This window comes from Paraburkholderia caledonica NBRC 102488 (assembly GCF_000685095.1).
Lineage (GTDB): Bacteria > Pseudomonadota > Gammaproteobacteria > Burkholderiales > Burkholderiaceae > Paraburkholderia > Paraburkholderia caledonica.
The window spans coordinates 364,738-382,037 of sequence record NZ_BAYE01000001.1 but is presented as its reverse complement, the minus strand read 5'-3'; the positions used below and the strand labels follow the sequence as shown (position 1 = coordinate 382,037).

Here is a 17,300-nt window from a genome sequence, read left to right as displayed (position 1 = left end):
GCCTCCGGCAGACTGCGCCGGTTCCTTATTGATCAACAAACGACATAACCAAAGAGGCGGCAATGGCATTTGGCGTCATCATCATCGGCGATGAAATTCTGTCGGGCAGGCGCGTCGACAAGCATTTGCCGAAAGTCATCGAACTGCTGGGCGCGCGTGGCTTGTCGCTTGGCTGGGCGGAGTATATCGGCGACGACCCGCAACGCATTACCGCGACGTTGCGGCGCACTTTCGACTCCGGCGATATCGTGTTTTCCACGGGCGGTATCGGCGCGACACCGGACGACCATACGCGTCAATGCGCGGCCGCTGCGCTCGGCGTGCCGCTGGAATTGCATCCGCAAGCGCAGAAGCTGATTCAGGAGCGCATTCGCGACATGTACCCGGCCACAGCAGCGACGCCGCTCGACCTGAACTCGCCCGAGAATCTGCATCGTCTGAATATGGGCACGTATCCGCAAGGCGCGGAGATTATTCCGAACGGCTACAACAAGATTCCGGGCTTCTCGATCCGCGAACACTATTTCGTGCCGGGCTTCCCGGTCATGGCCTGGCCGATGATCGAATGGGTGCTGGACACCCACTACGCGCATCTGCATCACGCCATGCCGCACGCGGAAAAGTCCCTGCTGGTGTTCGAGCTACCCGAGTCGCGCGTAACGCCGCTAATGGAAAAGATCGAACACGATTTTCCTGGCGTGCGCGTGTTCAGTCTGCCGAGTGTCGGCGACGCCGAGCGCGGGGGTGTTTATGCGCGTCATCACATCGACCTTGGCGTGAAGGGCGAACCGGAGGCGGTTGCAGCGGCGTTCGTGAAGCTGCGAGAAGGCGTACACCTGCTGGGCGGTGACATCGTCGAGCACGAGGCGGCAGCGGCGAAGCCCCGCGCCTGAGCTTCGCCTGTGCGCTCCGGGATCTGCGACCGCGCTTGCCGCGCGGATTCGCATTGGGCGGTATGCAATCGCCCTCATGCAGTCCGCCTTAAGCGCCGATCCACGGCAACCCGCGAAAACACCAGCCCGAGACGGTCTTGCGGTGCCCCTGGCCGTCCTTGTCGCCTTCGAAGCCTTCCAGCAGGTCATAAGCCTTGGTGAAGCCAGCCTGCGCGGCCGCGATCGCAGCGAGCTTCGAACGCGCGGCGCTGCGGCACAGAAAAAGCACTGGCGTATCCGGCGACGCAACGTTGCTCAACTGATGCAGGAACTCCTGATTCGGCACTGCGCCCGGATAACGCGTCCATTCGACATGCGCATACTGCCCGTCGCCGATCACCGGCCGGCCGACCCAGTCGAGTTCCGCGCGGGTGCGCACATCCACGAGACGCGTGCGCGGATCGAGCTGGAGCAGTTCGAACGCCTCGGCAGGCGAGAGCGCGCCTGCGTACGGCAACTGGTTTTCGGTGCGGCGTTTGTCCGCTTGTGAGTACAGCTGTTCTAGTGTGCTCATGAGTCAGTCTCCTTGACCAAAAGACCATTCTATCGCGGCCCCAAGGCGTGGCGTGGGGTCCAGACGCTGCGTCGGTCACGGCATCATGTGGCGGATTTCTGCGCCCATACTTGGTGCAAACTCCTGTCAATGCACTAAAATAAGCCGGCGCGAATAACGCTCAGCGAAAATTGCCCCAATACGGTGCTTGACGCCGAGGCGCGAACTCAGGCGCGCATGTCATGCGGTGCGCGAATTCCCCGGAAACGCGCGCACTGCGTGCGTTCGCGCCTTGTTGGCGCATACATGGCACAGTTGCTGCTTTAACCGTCCCGATCGATCTGCCGCGGCGAATTTCGAGTTTTACTCTTCATCATTGAGGGGTGGACGTGCCGGGACGGGTCAGCTAGATTGGGCGGCGGCTGAAATCCGCCGAATTCGTTAATCAGGAGATAGGTTATGAGCAAATCCGTGGCCGACGTCGTTCAACTCGTCAAAGACGAAGACGTCAAGTTTGTCGACTTCCGTTTCACCGACACGCGCGGCAAAGAGCAACACGTTTCGGTGCCGGTGTCGGCATTCGATGAAGACAAGTTCGAAAGCGGCCATGCGTTTGACGGTTCGTCGATTGCCGGTTGGAAGGGCATCGAAGCATCGGATATGTTGCTGATCCCGGACGCGAACACGGCCTTCATCGACCCGTTCTACGAAGAGTCCACGCTCGTGCTGACCTGCGACGTCGTCGAACCGGCGGACGGCAAGGGCTACGAGCGCGACCCGCGCTCGCTCGCCAAGCGCGCTGAAGCCTATCTGAAGAGCTCGGGCCTGGGCGACACGGCCTTCTTCGGTCCGGAACCGGAATTCTTCATTTTCGACTCGGTTCAGTGGAACACGGATCAGTCGGGCTGCTTTGTCAAGATCGGCTCGGAAGAAGCACCGTGGTCGTCGTCGAAGGAATTCGAAGGCGGCAACACCGGCCACCGTCCGGGCACGAAGGGCGGCTACTTCCCGGTCGCTCCGGTCGACACGTTCCAGGATATCCGTTCGGAAATGTGTCTGCTGCTCGAACAGATCGGCATTCCGGTCGAAGTGCATCATCACGAAGTCGCGGGCCAGGGCCAGAACGAAATCGGCACCAAGTTCTCGACGCTCGTGCAACGCGCCGACTGGCTGCAGCAGATGAAGTACATCATCCAGAACGTCGCGCACACGTACGGCAAGACGGCAACGTTCATGCCGAAGCCGATCGTCGGCGATAACGGTTCGGGCATGCACGTTCACCAGTCGATCTGGAAGGACGGCCAAAACCTGTTCGCGGGCAACGGCTACGCAGGTCTGTCGGAATTCGCGCTGTTCTACATCGGCGGCATCATCAAGCATGCTCGCGCGCTGAACGCGATCACGAACCCGTCGACGAACTCGTACAAGCGTCTCGTGCCGCACTTCGAAGCACCGGTGAAGCTGGCTTACTCGGCTCGCAACCGTTCGGCGTCGATCCGTATTCCGCACGTGTCGAACCCGAAGGGCCGCCGTATCGAAACGCGCTTCCCCGATCCGATGGCGAATCCGTACCTGTGCTTCTCCGCGCTGATGATGGCGGGTCTGGACGGCGTACAGAACAAGATTCATCCGGGCGAGGCTGCCGACAAGAACCTGTACGACCTGCCGCCGGAAGAGGATGCAAAGATCCCGACCGTGTGCGCCGGCCTCGATCAGGCTCTGGACGCGCTGGACGGCGACCGCGAATTCCTGACGCGCGGTGGCGTGTTCACGGATTCGATGCTCGATGCGTACATCGAACTGAAGACGAACGAGCTGCAACGTTATCGTCAGTCGGTGCACCCGATCGAGTTCGAAATGTACTACTCGCTGTAAGCGGCAATGGCGCTTCGCCCTTCGAACGGCGAAGCGCTTTGTCCGACGCTCGCGATCGGTCACGAAGGGACGGCGGCGCCGTCCCTTTTTCGTTGGACCGGCCGCAGTGATTTGCCACCATCTCCTATCGGCCAGACTGCAAGATGGTTCTGAAAAATCTGATCAAGGCGCGCAAAGGGCACGAGCAGACGCTGTCGGATGACGCGCAGCTCGTCGCTTCCGGTTTGCTGCAGGGCTTCGAGGCACTGCCCACCGTCGTGCTGATACTCGAGAAGCGCACGCTGCGCGTCGCGTTTGCGAATCCGTCGGCCGAGTCGATGCTCGAGCTTTCGCGCAAGCAGTTGACGCAGATGGCGTGGCCGGACATTTTCTCGAACGCGGACGAGCTGGTCGCCACCATCACCTCGATCGCCGCGAACCGTTTCCACGCGACGCATCTGGATGCCGTGCTCGAGCGGCCCGGTCACGAGCCGCTGCATGTGCACGCGATCGTCGGCTTCCTTGAAAGCGCGCAAGACTACGTGTTGCTCGAACTGTTCGAAAACGAGCGGCATTTGCGCACCGACCGCGAAGAGCGCATCAACGACCTGACGGCGGTCAATAAACAGCTGATCCGCAATCTCGCGCACGAAATCAAGAATCCGCTCGGCGGCATTCGCGGCGCAGCGCAATTGCTCGAATTCGAACTCGGCGAGCGTCAGCGCGACGAGTTGCGCGAGTACACGCAGGTCATCATCAAGGAATCGGACCGCTTGCAGACGCTCGTGGACCGGTTGCTTGAGCCGCACCGTCATCCGCATATCGTCGGCGACGTGAATATTCACGAAGTGTGCGAGCGCGTGCGTCAGGTGATTCTTGCGGAGTTCCCGCGCGGGCTCACGATCGAGCGCGATTACGACGTGAGCGTGCCGGACCTGCGCGGCGACAAGGAGCAATTGATCCAGGCGCTGCTGAACATCGTGCGTAACGCGGCCGAAGCTTTGCGCGAACGCATTTCGCAAGGCGACGCGCGCATCGAATTGCGCACGCGCATCGCACGCAAGATTACGGTGTCGAAACGCTTATGTAAGCTGGCACTGGACTTGCATATCATCGACAACGGCCCCGGCATTCCCGAGGAAATCCGTGACCGCATCTTCTATCCGCTCGTATCGGGGCGCGAGGATGGCAGCGGTCTCGGTCTGACGCTCGCGCAGACGTTCGTGCAACAACACGACGGTTTGATCGAAGTGGAAAGCCGGCCTGGCCACACCGAGTTTCAGATTCTGCTGCCGCTCGACTGCTAACACCGCATCTGCACACTGCAGGCATCTCAAGACTTCTGACAGACCTATATGAAGCCGATCTGGATAGTAGACGACGATCAATCGATTCGCTGGGTGCTTGAAAAAGCCCTCGCTCGCGAAAACTTGGCGACTCGCAGCTTCGCGAATGTGCGCGAGGCGTCGGCGGCGCTCGATCACGACAGCCCGCAGGTGCTGGTGTCGGACATCAGGATGCCCGGAGGCTCCGGCCTCGAATTGCTGCAAACCGTGCGTGACAAGGTGCCGGGCTTGCCCGTCATCATCATGACGGCGTTCTCCGACCTCGACAGCGCGGTGGCCGCATTCCAGGGCGGCGCGTTCGAATATCTCGCGAAGCCGTTCGACGTCGACAAGGCCGTCGAGCTGATCCGCCGCGCCGTGGACGAGAGCATGCGCGGCGAACAGACGTGGGACGACCGCGTTGCAGATGCACCGGAAATGCTCGGCCAGGCACCGGCGATGCAGGACATGTTTCGCGCGATCGGACGTTTGTCCCATTCCGCGGCAACCGTGCTCATTACCGGCGAATCGGGCACCGGAAAGGAACTGGTCGCGCGTGCGCTGCACCGACATAGCCCACGCGCGAACGGTCCCTTCATTGCGCTCAACACCGCCGCGATTCCAAAGGATCTGTTGGAATCCGAACTATTCGGCCACGAGCGAGGCGCGTTCACCGGCGCGCAGGCAATGCGCCAGGGCCGCTTCGAACAGGCCGAGAACGGCACGCTCTTCCTGGACGAAATCGGCGACATGCCATTCGATTTGCAGACGCGTCTGTTGCGTGTGCTGTCGGATGGACAGTTCTACCGTGTCGGCGGACACAACCCGCTGCGCGCCAATGTGCGCGTGATCGCGGCGACGCATCAGAATCTGGAATCGCGCGTGCGTCAGGGCTTGTTCCGCGAGGATCTGTATCACCGTCTCAACGTGATCCGCTTGCGTTTGCCCGCATTGCGCGAGCGCAGCGAAGACATTCCTTTGCTCACGCGGCACTTCCTGCAAAAAAGCGCGCGCGATCTTGGCGTCGAGTCCAAGCGGGTGTCTGAAGAGGCGCTCGCCTATCTGGCGTCGCTGCCGTTTCCCGGCAACGTGCGGCAGTTGGAAAACCTCGCCAACTGGTTGACGGTGATGGCGCCCGCGCAGACCATCGAGATCAAGGACTTGCCGCCCGATCTCGGTCCCGCGCAGGCCGGTGCAACCGAGCTTGCCGGCGGTGGCGCCGCGCTCGGCGCGTCGGACGCAAGCCTTACAGGTACTGCGCCGATTAACGGCATGAATCCGGTCACGCATTCCGCGGCGGCTGCCAGCATGCCGGTCGCCACGCCCGTCAGCGCGTGGGAAGGCGGTCTGCGCACGGAAGTCGCACGCCTCTTGCGCGAGAACTCCGCCGATGTGATGGACGAACTCGCGCGTCGCTTCGAAGCCGCGGTGATCCGCGAGGCGCTCGACTTTACGCGCGGACGCAAGGTCGAGGCGGCGGAGCGTCTCGGCATCGGGCGCAATACGATCACGCGCAAGATTCAGGAACTCAATCTCGAGCCTTGACGCTGGTTCATTCCCACTGACCGGAGCGCGGCGGCTCAGGGTGTGACGCGCACGGCGCCCGCCTTGGCCGGTCGCGTGAAGTTGCGCCCGGTAGCCCCGCATCGCGCGTCGCAGGAGCCGTTGAAGCGGGCCTGCGCGGTCGCAAGGCATAATCAACGCTGTTTTCCTTCGACAGCCCACGATGCCTTCTGCTTCTTCCGTTTCTCCCAGTTCCTTTTCCTGGCCGCTTTCTCCCGATCCGTTTCTCTGGCTCGAAGCGCTCGATGACCCTGAAGCGCTCGCGTGGGTCGACAGGCAAAATGCCCGCACGCGCGCCGCATGGTGCAGTGGCGCGCCATTCGAAACGCTCAGGCAACGTCTCGCCGATGCCTATTTGCCGCGCGAACGTCCGGTGATTCCCGATCGCTGGAAAGAGTGGGCGTACGACCTGTGGCAGGACGAGCGCAATCCCAAAGGCATCTGGCGGCGCACAACCTGGGCCGCATGGCGCGGCGGCAAACCCGAATGGGAGAATCTGATCGACTTCGATGCGCTCGGCGAAGCAGAAGGAACGCCGTGGGTGTGCTCGGAGTTCGACATTCTCTATCCCGACGGCGATCGCGCGCTGATCGCGATGTCGCCGGGCGGCTCGGACGCGCTGGTAGTTCGCGAGTTCGACATCGACACGCGGCGCTTTGTCGACGACGGATTCGCGATCCCGAAGGCCGGCAAGCACACCGCATCCTGGATCGACCGCAACACGCTTTACGTGGGTTGGGACAATGGTCGCAAGAGCCTGACGCGCTCGGGCTATCCGCGCGAAGTGCGGCGCTGGACGCGCGGCACGGCGCTCGCCGATGCACCTGTCGTGTTCAAGGGTGCGTTTAGCGATATCGGCGTGGAAGGGCACTACGATCCGGTGGAAAAGCGGCACACGGTGGTGAGTAGCGTCGATTTCTTCGATTCGCACACGTACTACCTGGACGACGCGAGCGGCGTCGATGGCGCTCACGCTCCCGCCGACGCCTGGCGTCCTTATGATGTGCCGTCGCACGTGGCAGTGAGCGGCTGGCAGGGCTGGCTGTTGCTCGAACCGCGCCTCGACTGGCACTGCAGTGGCGTCGTCTATCCGGGCGGGGCGTTGCTGGCGATTCGCGAAACCGCGTTCCTGCGCGGCGAGCGTGACGTGACGCCGCTCTTCATGCCGACTGCGCAGACCTCCGCGTGCGAATGGACGCATACGCGCAACCAGCTCATCGTCTCGTATCTCGAAGACGTGCAGAACAAGACCTTGTTGTTCACCACGTCGCAGGCCGCCGATCAGACATGGCAGTGGCAGCGGCGCGTCTTTCCATCGCACCCGGACGGGCAAGCCGACGTCTCGCCGGTGGAGTCGACGCTGAACGACGAGGTGTTCGTCGATACCGATGACTATCTGCAGCCCCCCGCGTACTGGCTCGCCGATCTTGCCCACGACAATCTCAGTGAGTGGGAACTGCTCGAGCGCTGGCCGACGCAGTTCGACGCGACGCGCTTCATGGTGACGCGCGGGCATGCGGTCTCCGCGGACGGCACGCGGGTACTGTACACGGTGGTCGGACCGCGGACCGAGCGGGATCAGCAATGCATCGACCCGGCAAAAGAGCAGCCAGCCTCGCAATCCTCGCGGGCCTGCCTGCTGACCGGCTACGGCGGTTTCGCGATTCCATTGCTGCCGAGTTATCTGACGGGGCAGGGCATCGGCTGGCTGGAACGTGGCGGCGTGTACGTGGTCGCGCACATTCGCGGCGGCGGCGAGTTCGGTACTCGCTGGCACACGGCGGCGCAAGGCGAGGAGCGGCAGCGTGCGTTCGACGACTTCATTGCGGTGGCGCAAGCGCTCGTCGCGAGCGGCGTGACGAGCGCCGCGCAACTCGGCATTCAGGGCGGCAGCAACGGAGGCCTGCTAGTGGCGGCGTGCATGGTCCAGCGCCCCGAACTCTTCGGCGCGGTGATCTGTGAAGTGCCGCTGCTCGATATGAGCCGCTATCACCTGCTGCATGCGGGCGCGTCATGGATCGACGAATACGGCGATCCCGACGATCCCGACGACGCGCGCGCGCTCGCCGCGTACTCGCCTTATCACAACGTGTCGGCCGGCGTGAAGTATCCGCCGGTCCTGTTCACGACATCTACCGCCGACGATCGCGTGCATCCCGGTCATGCGCGCAAGATGGCCGCGCGCATGCAGGCGCTCGGCGTCGACAACGTGTGGTACCGCGAAAACACGGACGGAGGACACGGCGGCTCCGATGAACTGGAGCAGGCCGAGCACGATGCGATGGTTTTCGAGTTTCTATGGCGAACGCTGAGCGCTTCCGCTTGAGGCTTCGTGAGAGGCTTAGGGAGAGCCGTCGTGAGAGCCTGTCTTGCAGCCGGGTTTGACGTTGCCAGACCCGGTCGGATCTTGCCCCGTGTTCGTCAGCCGATCTGCGCGACGACCGGTGCATGGTCCGACGGCTGGTCCCACTTGCGCGGCACCTTGTCCACTTCGCATGACGTGCAGGCTTCAGAGAGCGGCTTTGAAAGCAGGATATGGTCGATGCGCAGGCCCGCGTTGCGACGAAACGACATCATCCGGTAGTCCCACCACGAATAGATTTTTTCGGGCTGTTCGAACTGACGGAATGCGTCGACGAGACCCAGCTCGATCAGCCGCACGAACTCGGCGCGTTCTTCCGGCGACACGAGGTTTTGACCTTCCCACGCTTTGGGATCGTGCACGTCGCGGTCGTCCGGTGCGATGTTGTAGTCGCCGAGCAGCGCGAGCTTCGGATACAGCGCCATTTCGCTTGCGATCCAGTTGTGCAGCGCGGCGAGCCAGCGGAGCTTGTACGCGAATTTGTCGGTGCCGGGCGCCTGGCCGTTCGGGAAGTACGCAGAAATGATACGCACGCCCTCGACGGTCGCTGCGACCACGCGCTGCTGCAAGTCCTCAAAGCCGGGAATATTTCGCACGATGCTGCTTTCGTCCACGTTCAGACCTTGGCGCACGAGGATGCCGACCCCGTTGTACGTCTTCTGGCCCGCGAACCAGCTGCGGTAGCCTTTCTCTTCGAGTTCGGCGCGCGGGAACTTCTCGTCGGGAAGCTTCAGTTCCTGAAGGCACAGCACGTCGGTGCCGCTGGTTTCCAGCCAGTCGATCACATGCTGTTGGCGGACTTTGAGGGAGTTGACGTTCCAGGTGGCGATTTTCACGGGAGATTCTCAAGCTGAATGGCGCAGGAGCCGTAGCTTACCAGCGCATACGGGGCAAAACGATTTTCGCGCGGCTCGGACCACGCGCAGCGAACCAAAATAAAAAGCCGATGCGCGACACGCGCGGCGTATAGTGGGGATCACACTCACAGTTTGACTTACTCAGGCACTGGCGTGCAGCGGAGGGCATCATGGCTCAACTTTATCCTGATCTTTATAAGGACTTCGAAGTGCATCCGCTGGTTTTTTCGCGGGCGTTCGACAAGTTCGACGGTCACAAGCGGCACGCGGAAGGCTATGACGTCGCGGTGCGCGTGTGTCGTCCCGGTGCGATCAGCGGGTCGAAGGCAAGTCGCGTGTTTCGTCTCGTGCTGCCTGCAACGTTCTCCGATTTCGGCGTGGCCAAACGCAGCGCGAGCCAGTACGGAGCGGATATTATCGACGGCAAGATCGAGGGCGCGACTGTGCTGGATCTGTGAGCTACAGGTGCTCCTTCTACGCTTTCGTTCGTGCTTCGCTCTAATGAATCATGCGATTGTTGCGGGATCGTTTGACGTATAGCGAACATCTCTATACAATCCTTTTTCTCTGACGCGGGGTGGAGCAGTCTGGCAGCTCGTCGGGCTCATAACCCGAAGGTCACAGGTTCAAATCCTGTCCCCGCAACCAAGCATTGTTGAGAGCCCGCTGGCGCAAACCAGCGGGCTTTTTAACTTGTAGCACCGCAATTGTCGCGCTGCGATTGCAATGAAATGCAATCGCGCGTCGTCCGTCACTACGGCGTGCCAATTGCCCACTCAACCGCCGCTTGCGCATGCAACGCCGTGGTATCGAAAACGGGCAGAACAGAATCTTCCGGCTTGATCAGCAACGTAATTTCGGTGCATCCGAGAATCACCGCTTGCGCACCGCGCGAAGCTAGCGATTCGATCACGTTCTGATACACCGCGCGCGATTCGCTGTTCACGTTGCCGTGACACAGTTCGTCGTAAATGATGCGGTGTATGTCCGCGCGTTCTGCTTCTTCGGGCACCAAAGTCTCGAGTCCATAGCGCTCGTGCAGTCGGCCTGTGTAAAACGTCTGCTCCATCGTATAGCGCGTGCCGAGCAAGCCGACGCGCTCGACGCCCGCTGCGCGCAACGCGGCCCCGGTCGGATCGGCGATATGCAGAAACGGTACGTTGATCGCCCGTTCGATCGATTCATACACGCGATGCATCGTGTTGGTGGCGAGCATCACCAGCTCGGCGCCGCCGCGTTCCAGTTGACGCGCCGCTTCGGCCATCCGCTCGCCGAGCGCGCTCCAGTCGCCCGCGCGCTGATCTGCTTCGATCGGCGCAAAGTCCACGGTCAGCATCAGGCTGCGCGCGTTGTGATGCCCGCCCAGGCGCGCCTTCGCGTGACGGTTGAGCAGTCTGTAATACTCGGCGGACGACTCCCAGCTCATTCCGCCAATCACACCTATCGTCTTCATCTGCATGCTCCCAATCATTGCGTCTTGATGACTAAGCTGAGTATAGGTGCGCCGCGATGCACGCAGCCGGTACGGATTTCGCGGCACTCGCCGGTACGGCAAGTGGATAAAACGGCAGGCAAAACGCTAGACAAGACGCCGGATAGAACCTGCGCATACTTTCTGGCGCCGATAGAATCGTCATCAGCCACAGCGCACGGACACACATAAACGGAGGGAGAGATGGATCTGATCATCCGCCACGCGATGCTGCCGCAAAGCATCGCGCCGCAAGCCGGGCAGCCGCTCGACATCGGCATTGAAGCGGGGCGCATCGTTGCCGTGGAACCGAATCTCGCCGCCGCCGCGCGCGAGGAGATCGACGCCGCCGGCTCGCTCGTCACGCCGCCGTTCGTCGATCCGCATTTCCATATGGACGCGACGCTCTCGTACGGCTTGCCGCGGGTGAACGCGTCGGGCACGCTTCTCGAAGGCATTGCGTTGTGGGGCGAACTCAAGCCGCATCTTACGCAGGACGCGTTGATCGAACGCGCGATGCAGTACTGCGACTGGGCGGTCGCGCGCGGGCTGCTCGCAATCCGCAGTCACGTCGATGTATGCGATCCGCGTCTTCTCGCTGTCGAGGCGCTCGTCGAAGTGAAGCGTCGCGTCGCGCCATATCTCGATCTGCAGCTGGTCGCATTTCCTCAAGACGGCGTGCTGCGCAGCCCAGGCGCTTTCGAGAACCTGAAGAGGTCGATCGCAATGGGCGTCGACGTGGTCGGCGGCATTCCGCATTTCGAACGCACCATGGCCGACGGCGCGCAGTCGGTGCGCATGCTGTGCGAGTATGCGGCGGAGCAGGGCCTGCGCGTCGACATGCATTGCGATGAATCGGACGACCCCATGTCGCGCCACATCGAAACGCTCGCGGCCGAGACGCAGCGTCTCGGCTTGCATGGGCGCGTCACCGGCTCGCATCTGACGTCGATGCATTCAATGGACAACTACTATGTGAGCAAGCTCTTGCCGCTCATGCGCGAATCGGGCGTGGCAGCCATCGCGAATCCGCTCATCAACATCACGTTACAGGGACGCAGCGACACGTATCCCAAGCGGCGCGGCATGACGCGCGTGCCGGAGATGATGGCGGCGGGTATCAACGTCGCCTTCGGCCACGATTGCGTGATGGATCCGTGGTACAGCCTGGGCTCGGGCGACATGCTCGAAGTCGCGCACATGGGCTTGCACGTCGCGCAGATGACGGGCGTCGAAGGCATGCACGCGTGTTTCGACGCGGTCACGGTGAACGCAGCGCGCATTCTCGGTCTGGAAGGCTATGGCGTCGCGCCCGGCTGCGCGGCCAATCTCGTGCTACTCGACGCGCGCGATCCCGTCGAAGCGATCCGTTTGCGCGCGGCGCGACTGGCGGTGATAAGCCGCGGCAAGCTGGTGAGCCGTGCGCCGGCTGCGCGCGCGGCGCTGTCGCTCGAAGGGCGTCCCTCAGAGGTGGATTTCAAGCTGCATCGCGGTTGAGCGCGGCAGGTTTCAGCTAAAGAAAAGCCGGCGTCCGCTTACGCGGAACACCGGCTTCTTTACATCGGCACTGATCGATGCGCCGAGGGTTTCCTCCGCGCATCGCGCGGCGTTTCAATGCGCCGCGGCGGGCGTCATGCCGTTGTGTCGCAACAAGGCGTCGATGTTCGGCTCACGTCCGCGGAACGCCTTGAACGATTCCATCGCCGGACGGCTGCCGCCCACTTCGAGAATCTCCTTGCGGTAACGCATGCCGGTTGTCTGGTCGAGCACGCTGCCGCTCGCGGCCTGCGCCGCTTCCTCGAATGCCGCGTAGGCGTCGGCGGACAGCACTTCAGCCCACTTGTAGCTGTAGTACCCCGCCGCATAACCGCCGGCAAAAATATGGCTGAACGTGTTCGGCCAACGCGAGAACGCCGCCTGCGGCACGACATGGAAGCGCTCGTTGATCTCGCTTGCAAGTTCGGTCGCGTTCTTCGTGCCTGCTGCGTCGAAGCCGGTATGCAACTGCATGTCGAACATGGAAAACACGATCTGGCGCAACGTGCCGAGTCCGCTCTGGAAATTCTTCGCGGCCAGCATCTTGTCGAACAGTTCACGCGGCAGCGGCTGCGCGGTTTCGACGTGCGAAGTCATGTCCGAGAGCACATCCCACTCCCAGCAGAAGTTTTCCATGAATTGCGACGGCAGTTCGACCGCGTCCCATTCCACGCCGTTGATGCCAGAAACGCCGAGTTCGTCCACACGCGTAAGCATGTGATGCAGGCCATGCCCAAACTCGTGGAAAAGCGTGATGACTTCGTCGTGCGTGAAGCAGGCCGGCTTGCCGCCAACCGGCGCCGAGAAGTTGCAGGTCAGATAAGCAACCGGCGTTTGCACGCCGCCATGCGTATGCTTGTGACGGCCGCGCGCGTCGTCCATCCAGGCGCCGCCGCGTTTGCCTTCGCGCGCATACAGGTCGAGATAGAACTGCGCGACGAGGCCGCCGTCCTGGTTCTCGACGCGGAAAAAGCGCACGTCCGGATGCCAGACGGCTGCTTCGTCGCGACGGATGCGCACGCCGAAGAGCGTTTCCGTCACCTTGAACAGGCCTTTGAACACGGCGTCTTCAGGGAAATACTGTTTGACTTCGTTCTCCGAGAACGAATAGCGCTTCTGACGCAGACGTTCGGCGGCGAACGTCATGTCCCACGGTTGCAGATCGCTCAAGCCGAGTTCGCTCGAAGCGAATTCGCGCAACTCCTTCCAGTCCTGCTCCGCATGCGGGCGCGCGCGCGTGGCGAGGTCTTCGAGAAAAGCCATGACCTGTTCCGGCGATTCGGCCATTTTGGGCGCGAGCGATACCTCGGCGAAATTCTTGTAGCCGAGCATATGCGCTTCTTCGGCACGCAGCTTCAACTGGTCGGCGAGCACCGACGTGTTGTCCCATTCGGGCTTGCCCTTGCCGTATTGCGGGCCCAGTTCGGATGCGCGCGTCACATACGCGCGGTACATGGCTTCGCGCATCGGACGGTTTTCCGAGTACTGCATGACCGGGAAGTACGACGGAAAATGCAGCGTGAACTTGTAGCCGGTCTTGCCTTCGCGCTCGGCTGCTTCCTTTGCGGCCTCGATCACGTCTTCCGGCAGGCCGGCCAGTTCCGCCTCGTTGCCGGCTTCGACGAAATACGCGTAGGCGTTGGTCGCATCGAGCACGTGGTCCGAAAACGCTTTCGACAACGCTGCCTGACGTTCCTGCAACTCGGCGAAATGCGGCTTCTGGTCTTCAGGCAATTCCGCGCCGGACAAACGGAAGTCGCGCAACGCGTTGCCAAGAATTTTCTTGCGTTCGCTCGTCAGCGAGGCGAACTCATCGCTTGCGCTCAGCGTCTTGTACTTCTCGTAGAGCGCGAGATTCTGACCGACGCTCGACCAGAACTCGGTCACGCGCGGCAGATTTTCGCCATACACGGCGCGCAACTCGGGCGTGTCGGCGACGGCGTTCAGATGACCCACGACGCTCCAGGCGCGCGACAGCGGTTCGGTCGCGCGCTCGACGGGCTCGACGACATCGGCCCACGAAGCGGGCGTGATCGGCTGGGCGGCGCGCTCGACGGCGGCGGCCGCATCGGCGAGCAGCACGTCGAGTGCGGGCGTGACGTGTTCGGGGCGGATGTCGCCAAAGCGCGGCAGGTCGGAGAAATCGAGGAGCGGATTGTCGTGATTCGAGACGGTAGTGGACATGAGGCTTCCTGTCTGACGCGGGTGAACGGGTAATCGGTACTTTAATCGGTGCTTGAGCCGCGTGCGTGCTGCGACGGCTCATGGCGGCTCATTACACCGCACATCAGCATTATTGGGGCGGGGCGCGCCGATTCCAATCGCCGGCACACAAATTAGCAGATGTGGCCGCCCGTAGCGCTTTTGTGCGAAAACGAACGGTGCTAAATGGTGCCGCGCCGCATCCTGACGTGTCTATCGCGTTGCGACGCTTTTCAGCAGGAGAGGTACCGATGACCCCGCTTTCGCACGCTTTATCGCGCAAAGGCAACAATTTCGACCTCGTGCGGCTGCTGGCCGCCGTGGCCGTGGTGTATGGCCATTCGTATCTGCTGCAGTTACCGGACGGCACGACCGACTGGGTCGAAAACGCGCTGGGTTTCGACGGTTTCGGCGCGCTCGGCGTGTACGCGTTTTTTTTGCTGAGCGGCATGCTGGTGACCGCCAGCTTCGACCGCCAACGCTCGGTGCCGCGCTTCGCCGTGCTGCGGATTGCCCGCCTGTGGCCGGCCGTCGCGCTTGGATCGCTCGTTACGGTCTTCATCGTCGGACCGCTTTTCACGACCCTGCCGCTGCGTGAGTACTTCAGTTCGGGCATGACGTGGGCGAATCTGGACAACTTCTCGACCATCGTGATGAAAACCGGCTGGGCGCTGCCGGGCGTGTTCGAACACAACCGCTTTCCCGTCGATGTGTGCGGCCCGTTGTGGACGCTGCCGCTCGAAGTACGCTGCTACCTGATCGTGCTCGCAACCGGCTTGCTCGGGTTGCTGTCGAGCGCGCGCGGCGCCGCGCTCGCGGCGGCGCTCGGCATTGCCGCTTTCGTGCTGCGCGTGCATTTGCCGCCACATCTGACGCCGCATTCGCTGCCGCTCGTACAGATTGGTCTGCGCGACTTCACCGAGACGCCCGGCGGCTATTCGTTCTGGCCGGAGCCGTTCTTCATGCTTGGCATGCTGCTATATGGCTTGCGCGAGCGGATCGGTATCGACGGTCTGACAGCGCTCGCATTCACCATGGTGTTCCTCGTGTTCCGGGACACGGCCGGCGCGCAGCCGCTGTTCTATCTGGCTTTTGTGTACGGCGTGCTGTGGATCGGGACGACGCCGCTGTTGCGGCGGTTCGTGCCGCGTCATGACTACTCGTACGGCATTTACCTGTATGGCTTCATGGTGCAGCAATGCGTCGCGAATATCGCTCCGCAGTTGAGCCATGTGACGGCGGTGCTGGTCGCCGCGCCGTTTATCCTGCTATGCGCGGCTTTGTCCTGGCACTGCGTCGAGCGGCCGGTGCTGATGTGGTGCCGTGGGCGCCTCGCGCGCCGGCAGGCGCCGCGTCCCGACAGCGTGCCGGTGAGCGAGCAGGCTGTGCGCTAGAACGTATGGTGAATGTGTGATGAACGTGTGGGGCGGTCAATCCACGCTCGGAGTGACGGGTTGTGTCATCTGCGACGGCAACGCCGTGGGATGCGATGCGTGTGAGACAGACGTGCGAGATGAGCGGGGCGGGGAGCAGGGCGAGGAGATGACGAGACGTCGGCTGGAAGCGACGCGAGGGTGGTTTTGAGTTTGAGGCAGTAAATGAGTCTGAAAGCGAGGCAAGAAGCGAGGCAGGAGGTCGGCTCGAAGTGATGCGAGAGCCAGACTCCGAGCGGGGTACGAAGCGAGTTGAAAGCGCGGGGCAGGGCAACGCTCAGCGCTTTCTTTTTTACCTCAAGCGTGCAGCGCGGCCTCACGTTCCGCGGCTTCGATTGTGTTGACGAGTAACATGGTAATTGTCATAGGGCCGACGCCGCCCGGCACCGGCGTGAGGTAGCCGGCCACTTCCTTGACGCCCGCAAAATCCACGTCGCCGCACAGCTTGCCGGCTTCGTCGCGATTCATGCCGACGTCGATCACGGCCGCGCCCGGCTTCACCATGTCGGCGGTGAGAATGTTGCGCAGGCCGGTGGCGGCCACCACGATGTCGGCGTTGCGCGTATGCGCGGCCAGATCGCGCGTTTTGCTGTGACAGATCGTGACCGTGGCGCCCGCTTCGAGCAGCAACAGCGCCATGGGCTTGCCGACAATGTTCGAGCGTCCTATCACCACCGCGTTCGCGCCCTGAAGCGGGATGTCGTAAGCGGCAAACATCTTCATCACGCCGTACGGCGTGCACGGGCGAAACAGCGGCTGCCCGGTCAGCAATGCGCCGGCGTTGGCGACGTGGAAACCGTCCACGTCTTTCTCGGGCGCGATCGCCTCGATCACCTTGTGGCTATCGATATGCGGCGGCAGCGGAAGCTGCACGAGAATGCCGTGAATGCGCGGATCGCGGTTCAGTTCGTCGATACGTTCGAGCAGTTCGGCTTCCGGCAGATCGGCCGGATAGCGGTCGAGCGATGAGCCGAGACCGTTGTCGTGGCACGCCTTGACCTTGTTGCGCACATAGACTTCGCTTGCCGGATTGTCGCCGACCAGCACGACGGCAAGCCCCGGCTGATGGCCGCGAGCGGTGAGGGCGGCGGCGCGCGCGGCCACGTCGGCGCGCAGGGTCTTGGAAAGGGCGAGGCCGTCGATCAGTTTGGCAGTCATGGTCGGTCGAGAGGGGCAGTATGGAAAGCGGAGCAGCGCGCGTGCCGCGCACCGTGGCGTTTTTCAGCGGGAACGGGTCGGCGCATGAAAAGCACGTGACGCCGATCGGAGCTA

General features: G+C 62.4%; 13 protein-coding genes and 1 tRNA gene. 9 read left to right on the top strand and 5 right to left on the bottom strand.

Going from position 1 to position 17,300, the window contains the following annotated elements; all coding sequences use genetic code 11:
* The first annotated feature begins 62 nt into the window (after nt 1-62).
* Nucleotides 63-893 carry a competence/damage-inducible protein A gene (locus BCA01S_RS01790; RefSeq protein WP_020065475.1) on the top strand — a complete coding sequence of 277 codons (831 nt, stop codon included), beginning with the start codon at nt 63-65 and terminating at the stop codon, nt 891-893.
* 88 nt (nt 894-981) lie between these two features.
* Here BCA01S_RS01790 and BCA01S_RS01785 read toward each other — a convergent pair whose 3' ends face one another.
* Entirely contained in the window at nt 982-1,446 is a 465-nt protein-coding gene (locus tag BCA01S_RS01785) for a rhodanese-like domain-containing protein (RefSeq protein WP_027775451.1), read from the bottom strand.
* A 438-nt stretch (nt 1,447-1,884) separates the two neighbouring features.
* On the opposite strand from BCA01S_RS01785, the gene glnA reads away from it, so the two are divergent.
* From glnA to BCA01S_RS01765, 4 genes are all read left to right on the top strand, one after another.
* Complete coding sequence (gene glnA, locus BCA01S_RS01780) at nt 1,885-3,300, top strand: type I glutamate--ammonia ligase (protein WP_027775450.1); 1,416 nt, start codon at nt 1,885-1,887, stop codon at nt 3,298-3,300.
* Nucleotides 3,301-3,443: 143 nt separating this feature from the next.
* Nucleotides 3,444-4,586 carry a nitrogen regulation protein NR(II) gene (glnL, locus tag BCA01S_RS01775; RefSeq protein ID WP_020065478.1) on the top strand — a complete coding sequence of 381 codons (1,143 nt, stop codon included), beginning with the start codon at nt 3,444-3,446 and terminating at the stop codon, nt 4,584-4,586.
* Nucleotides 4,587-4,634: 48 nt separating this feature from the next.
* Nucleotides 4,635-6,149 (top strand): nitrogen regulation protein NR(I), encoded by a 1,515-nt coding sequence (ntrC, locus tag BCA01S_RS01770; protein ID WP_027775449.1) that lies wholly within the window; start codon nt 4,635-4,637, stop codon nt 6,147-6,149.
* A 181-nt stretch (nt 6,150-6,330) separates the two neighbouring features.
* Entirely contained in the window at nt 6,331-8,493 is a 2,163-nt protein-coding gene (locus BCA01S_RS01765) for a prolyl oligopeptidase family serine peptidase (protein ID WP_027775448.1), read from the top strand.
* Between the two features lie 95 nt (nt 8,494-8,588).
* Here the strand turns inward: BCA01S_RS01765 and xth are convergent, their stop codons facing one another.
* Nucleotides 8,589-9,365, bottom strand: a complete 777-nt coding sequence (xth, locus tag BCA01S_RS01760) for an exodeoxyribonuclease III (protein WP_027775447.1) — start codon at nt 9,363-9,365, stop codon at nt 8,589-8,591.
* Nucleotides 9,366-9,556: 191 nt separating this feature from the next.
* On the opposite strand from xth, the gene BCA01S_RS01755 reads away from it, so the two are divergent.
* On the top strand, nt 9,557-9,844 hold the full coding sequence (locus BCA01S_RS01755; protein WP_020065482.1) for a hypothetical protein: 288 nt from the start codon (nt 9,557-9,559) through the stop codon (nt 9,842-9,844).
* Nucleotides 9,845-9,957: 113 nt separating this feature from the next.
* Nucleotides 9,958-10,034 (top strand) — tRNA-Met (locus tag BCA01S_RS01750).
* 106 nt (nt 10,035-10,140) lie between these two features.
* On the opposite strand, the gene BCA01S_RS01745 is transcribed toward BCA01S_RS01750, so the two are convergent.
* Nucleotides 10,141-10,839: an aspartate/glutamate racemase family protein gene (locus BCA01S_RS01745; protein ID WP_027775446.1), complete on the bottom strand. Its 699-nt coding sequence runs from the start codon at nt 10,837-10,839 to the stop codon at nt 10,141-10,143.
* Between the two features lie 222 nt (nt 10,840-11,061).
* Here BCA01S_RS01745 and BCA01S_RS01740 point away from each other — a divergent pair, with 222 nt between their 5' ends.
* Entirely contained in the window at nt 11,062-12,354 is a 1,293-nt protein-coding gene (locus BCA01S_RS01740; protein WP_027775445.1) for an amidohydrolase family protein, read from the top strand.
* 114 nt (nt 12,355-12,468) lie between these two features.
* On the opposite strand, the gene BCA01S_RS01735 is transcribed toward BCA01S_RS01740, so the two are convergent.
* Nucleotides 12,469-14,577 (bottom strand): M3 family metallopeptidase, encoded by a 2,109-nt coding sequence (locus BCA01S_RS01735; protein WP_027775444.1) that lies wholly within the window; start codon nt 14,575-14,577, stop codon nt 12,469-12,471.
* Nucleotides 14,578-14,846: 269 nt separating this feature from the next.
* Between BCA01S_RS01735 and BCA01S_RS01730 the strand changes: the two genes are divergently transcribed.
* Nucleotides 14,847-15,989, top strand: a complete 1,143-nt coding sequence (locus tag BCA01S_RS01730) for an acyltransferase family protein (RefSeq protein WP_027775443.1) — start codon at nt 14,847-14,849, stop codon at nt 15,987-15,989.
* A 336-nt stretch (nt 15,990-16,325) separates the two neighbouring features.
* Here the strand turns inward: BCA01S_RS01730 and folD are convergent, their stop codons facing one another.
* Complete coding sequence (folD, locus tag BCA01S_RS01725) at nt 16,326-17,186, bottom strand: bifunctional methylenetetrahydrofolate dehydrogenase/methenyltetrahydrofolate cyclohydrolase FolD (protein ID WP_027775442.1); 861 nt, start codon at nt 17,184-17,186, stop codon at nt 16,326-16,328.
* Between the last annotated feature and the right edge of the window lie 114 nt (nt 17,187-17,300).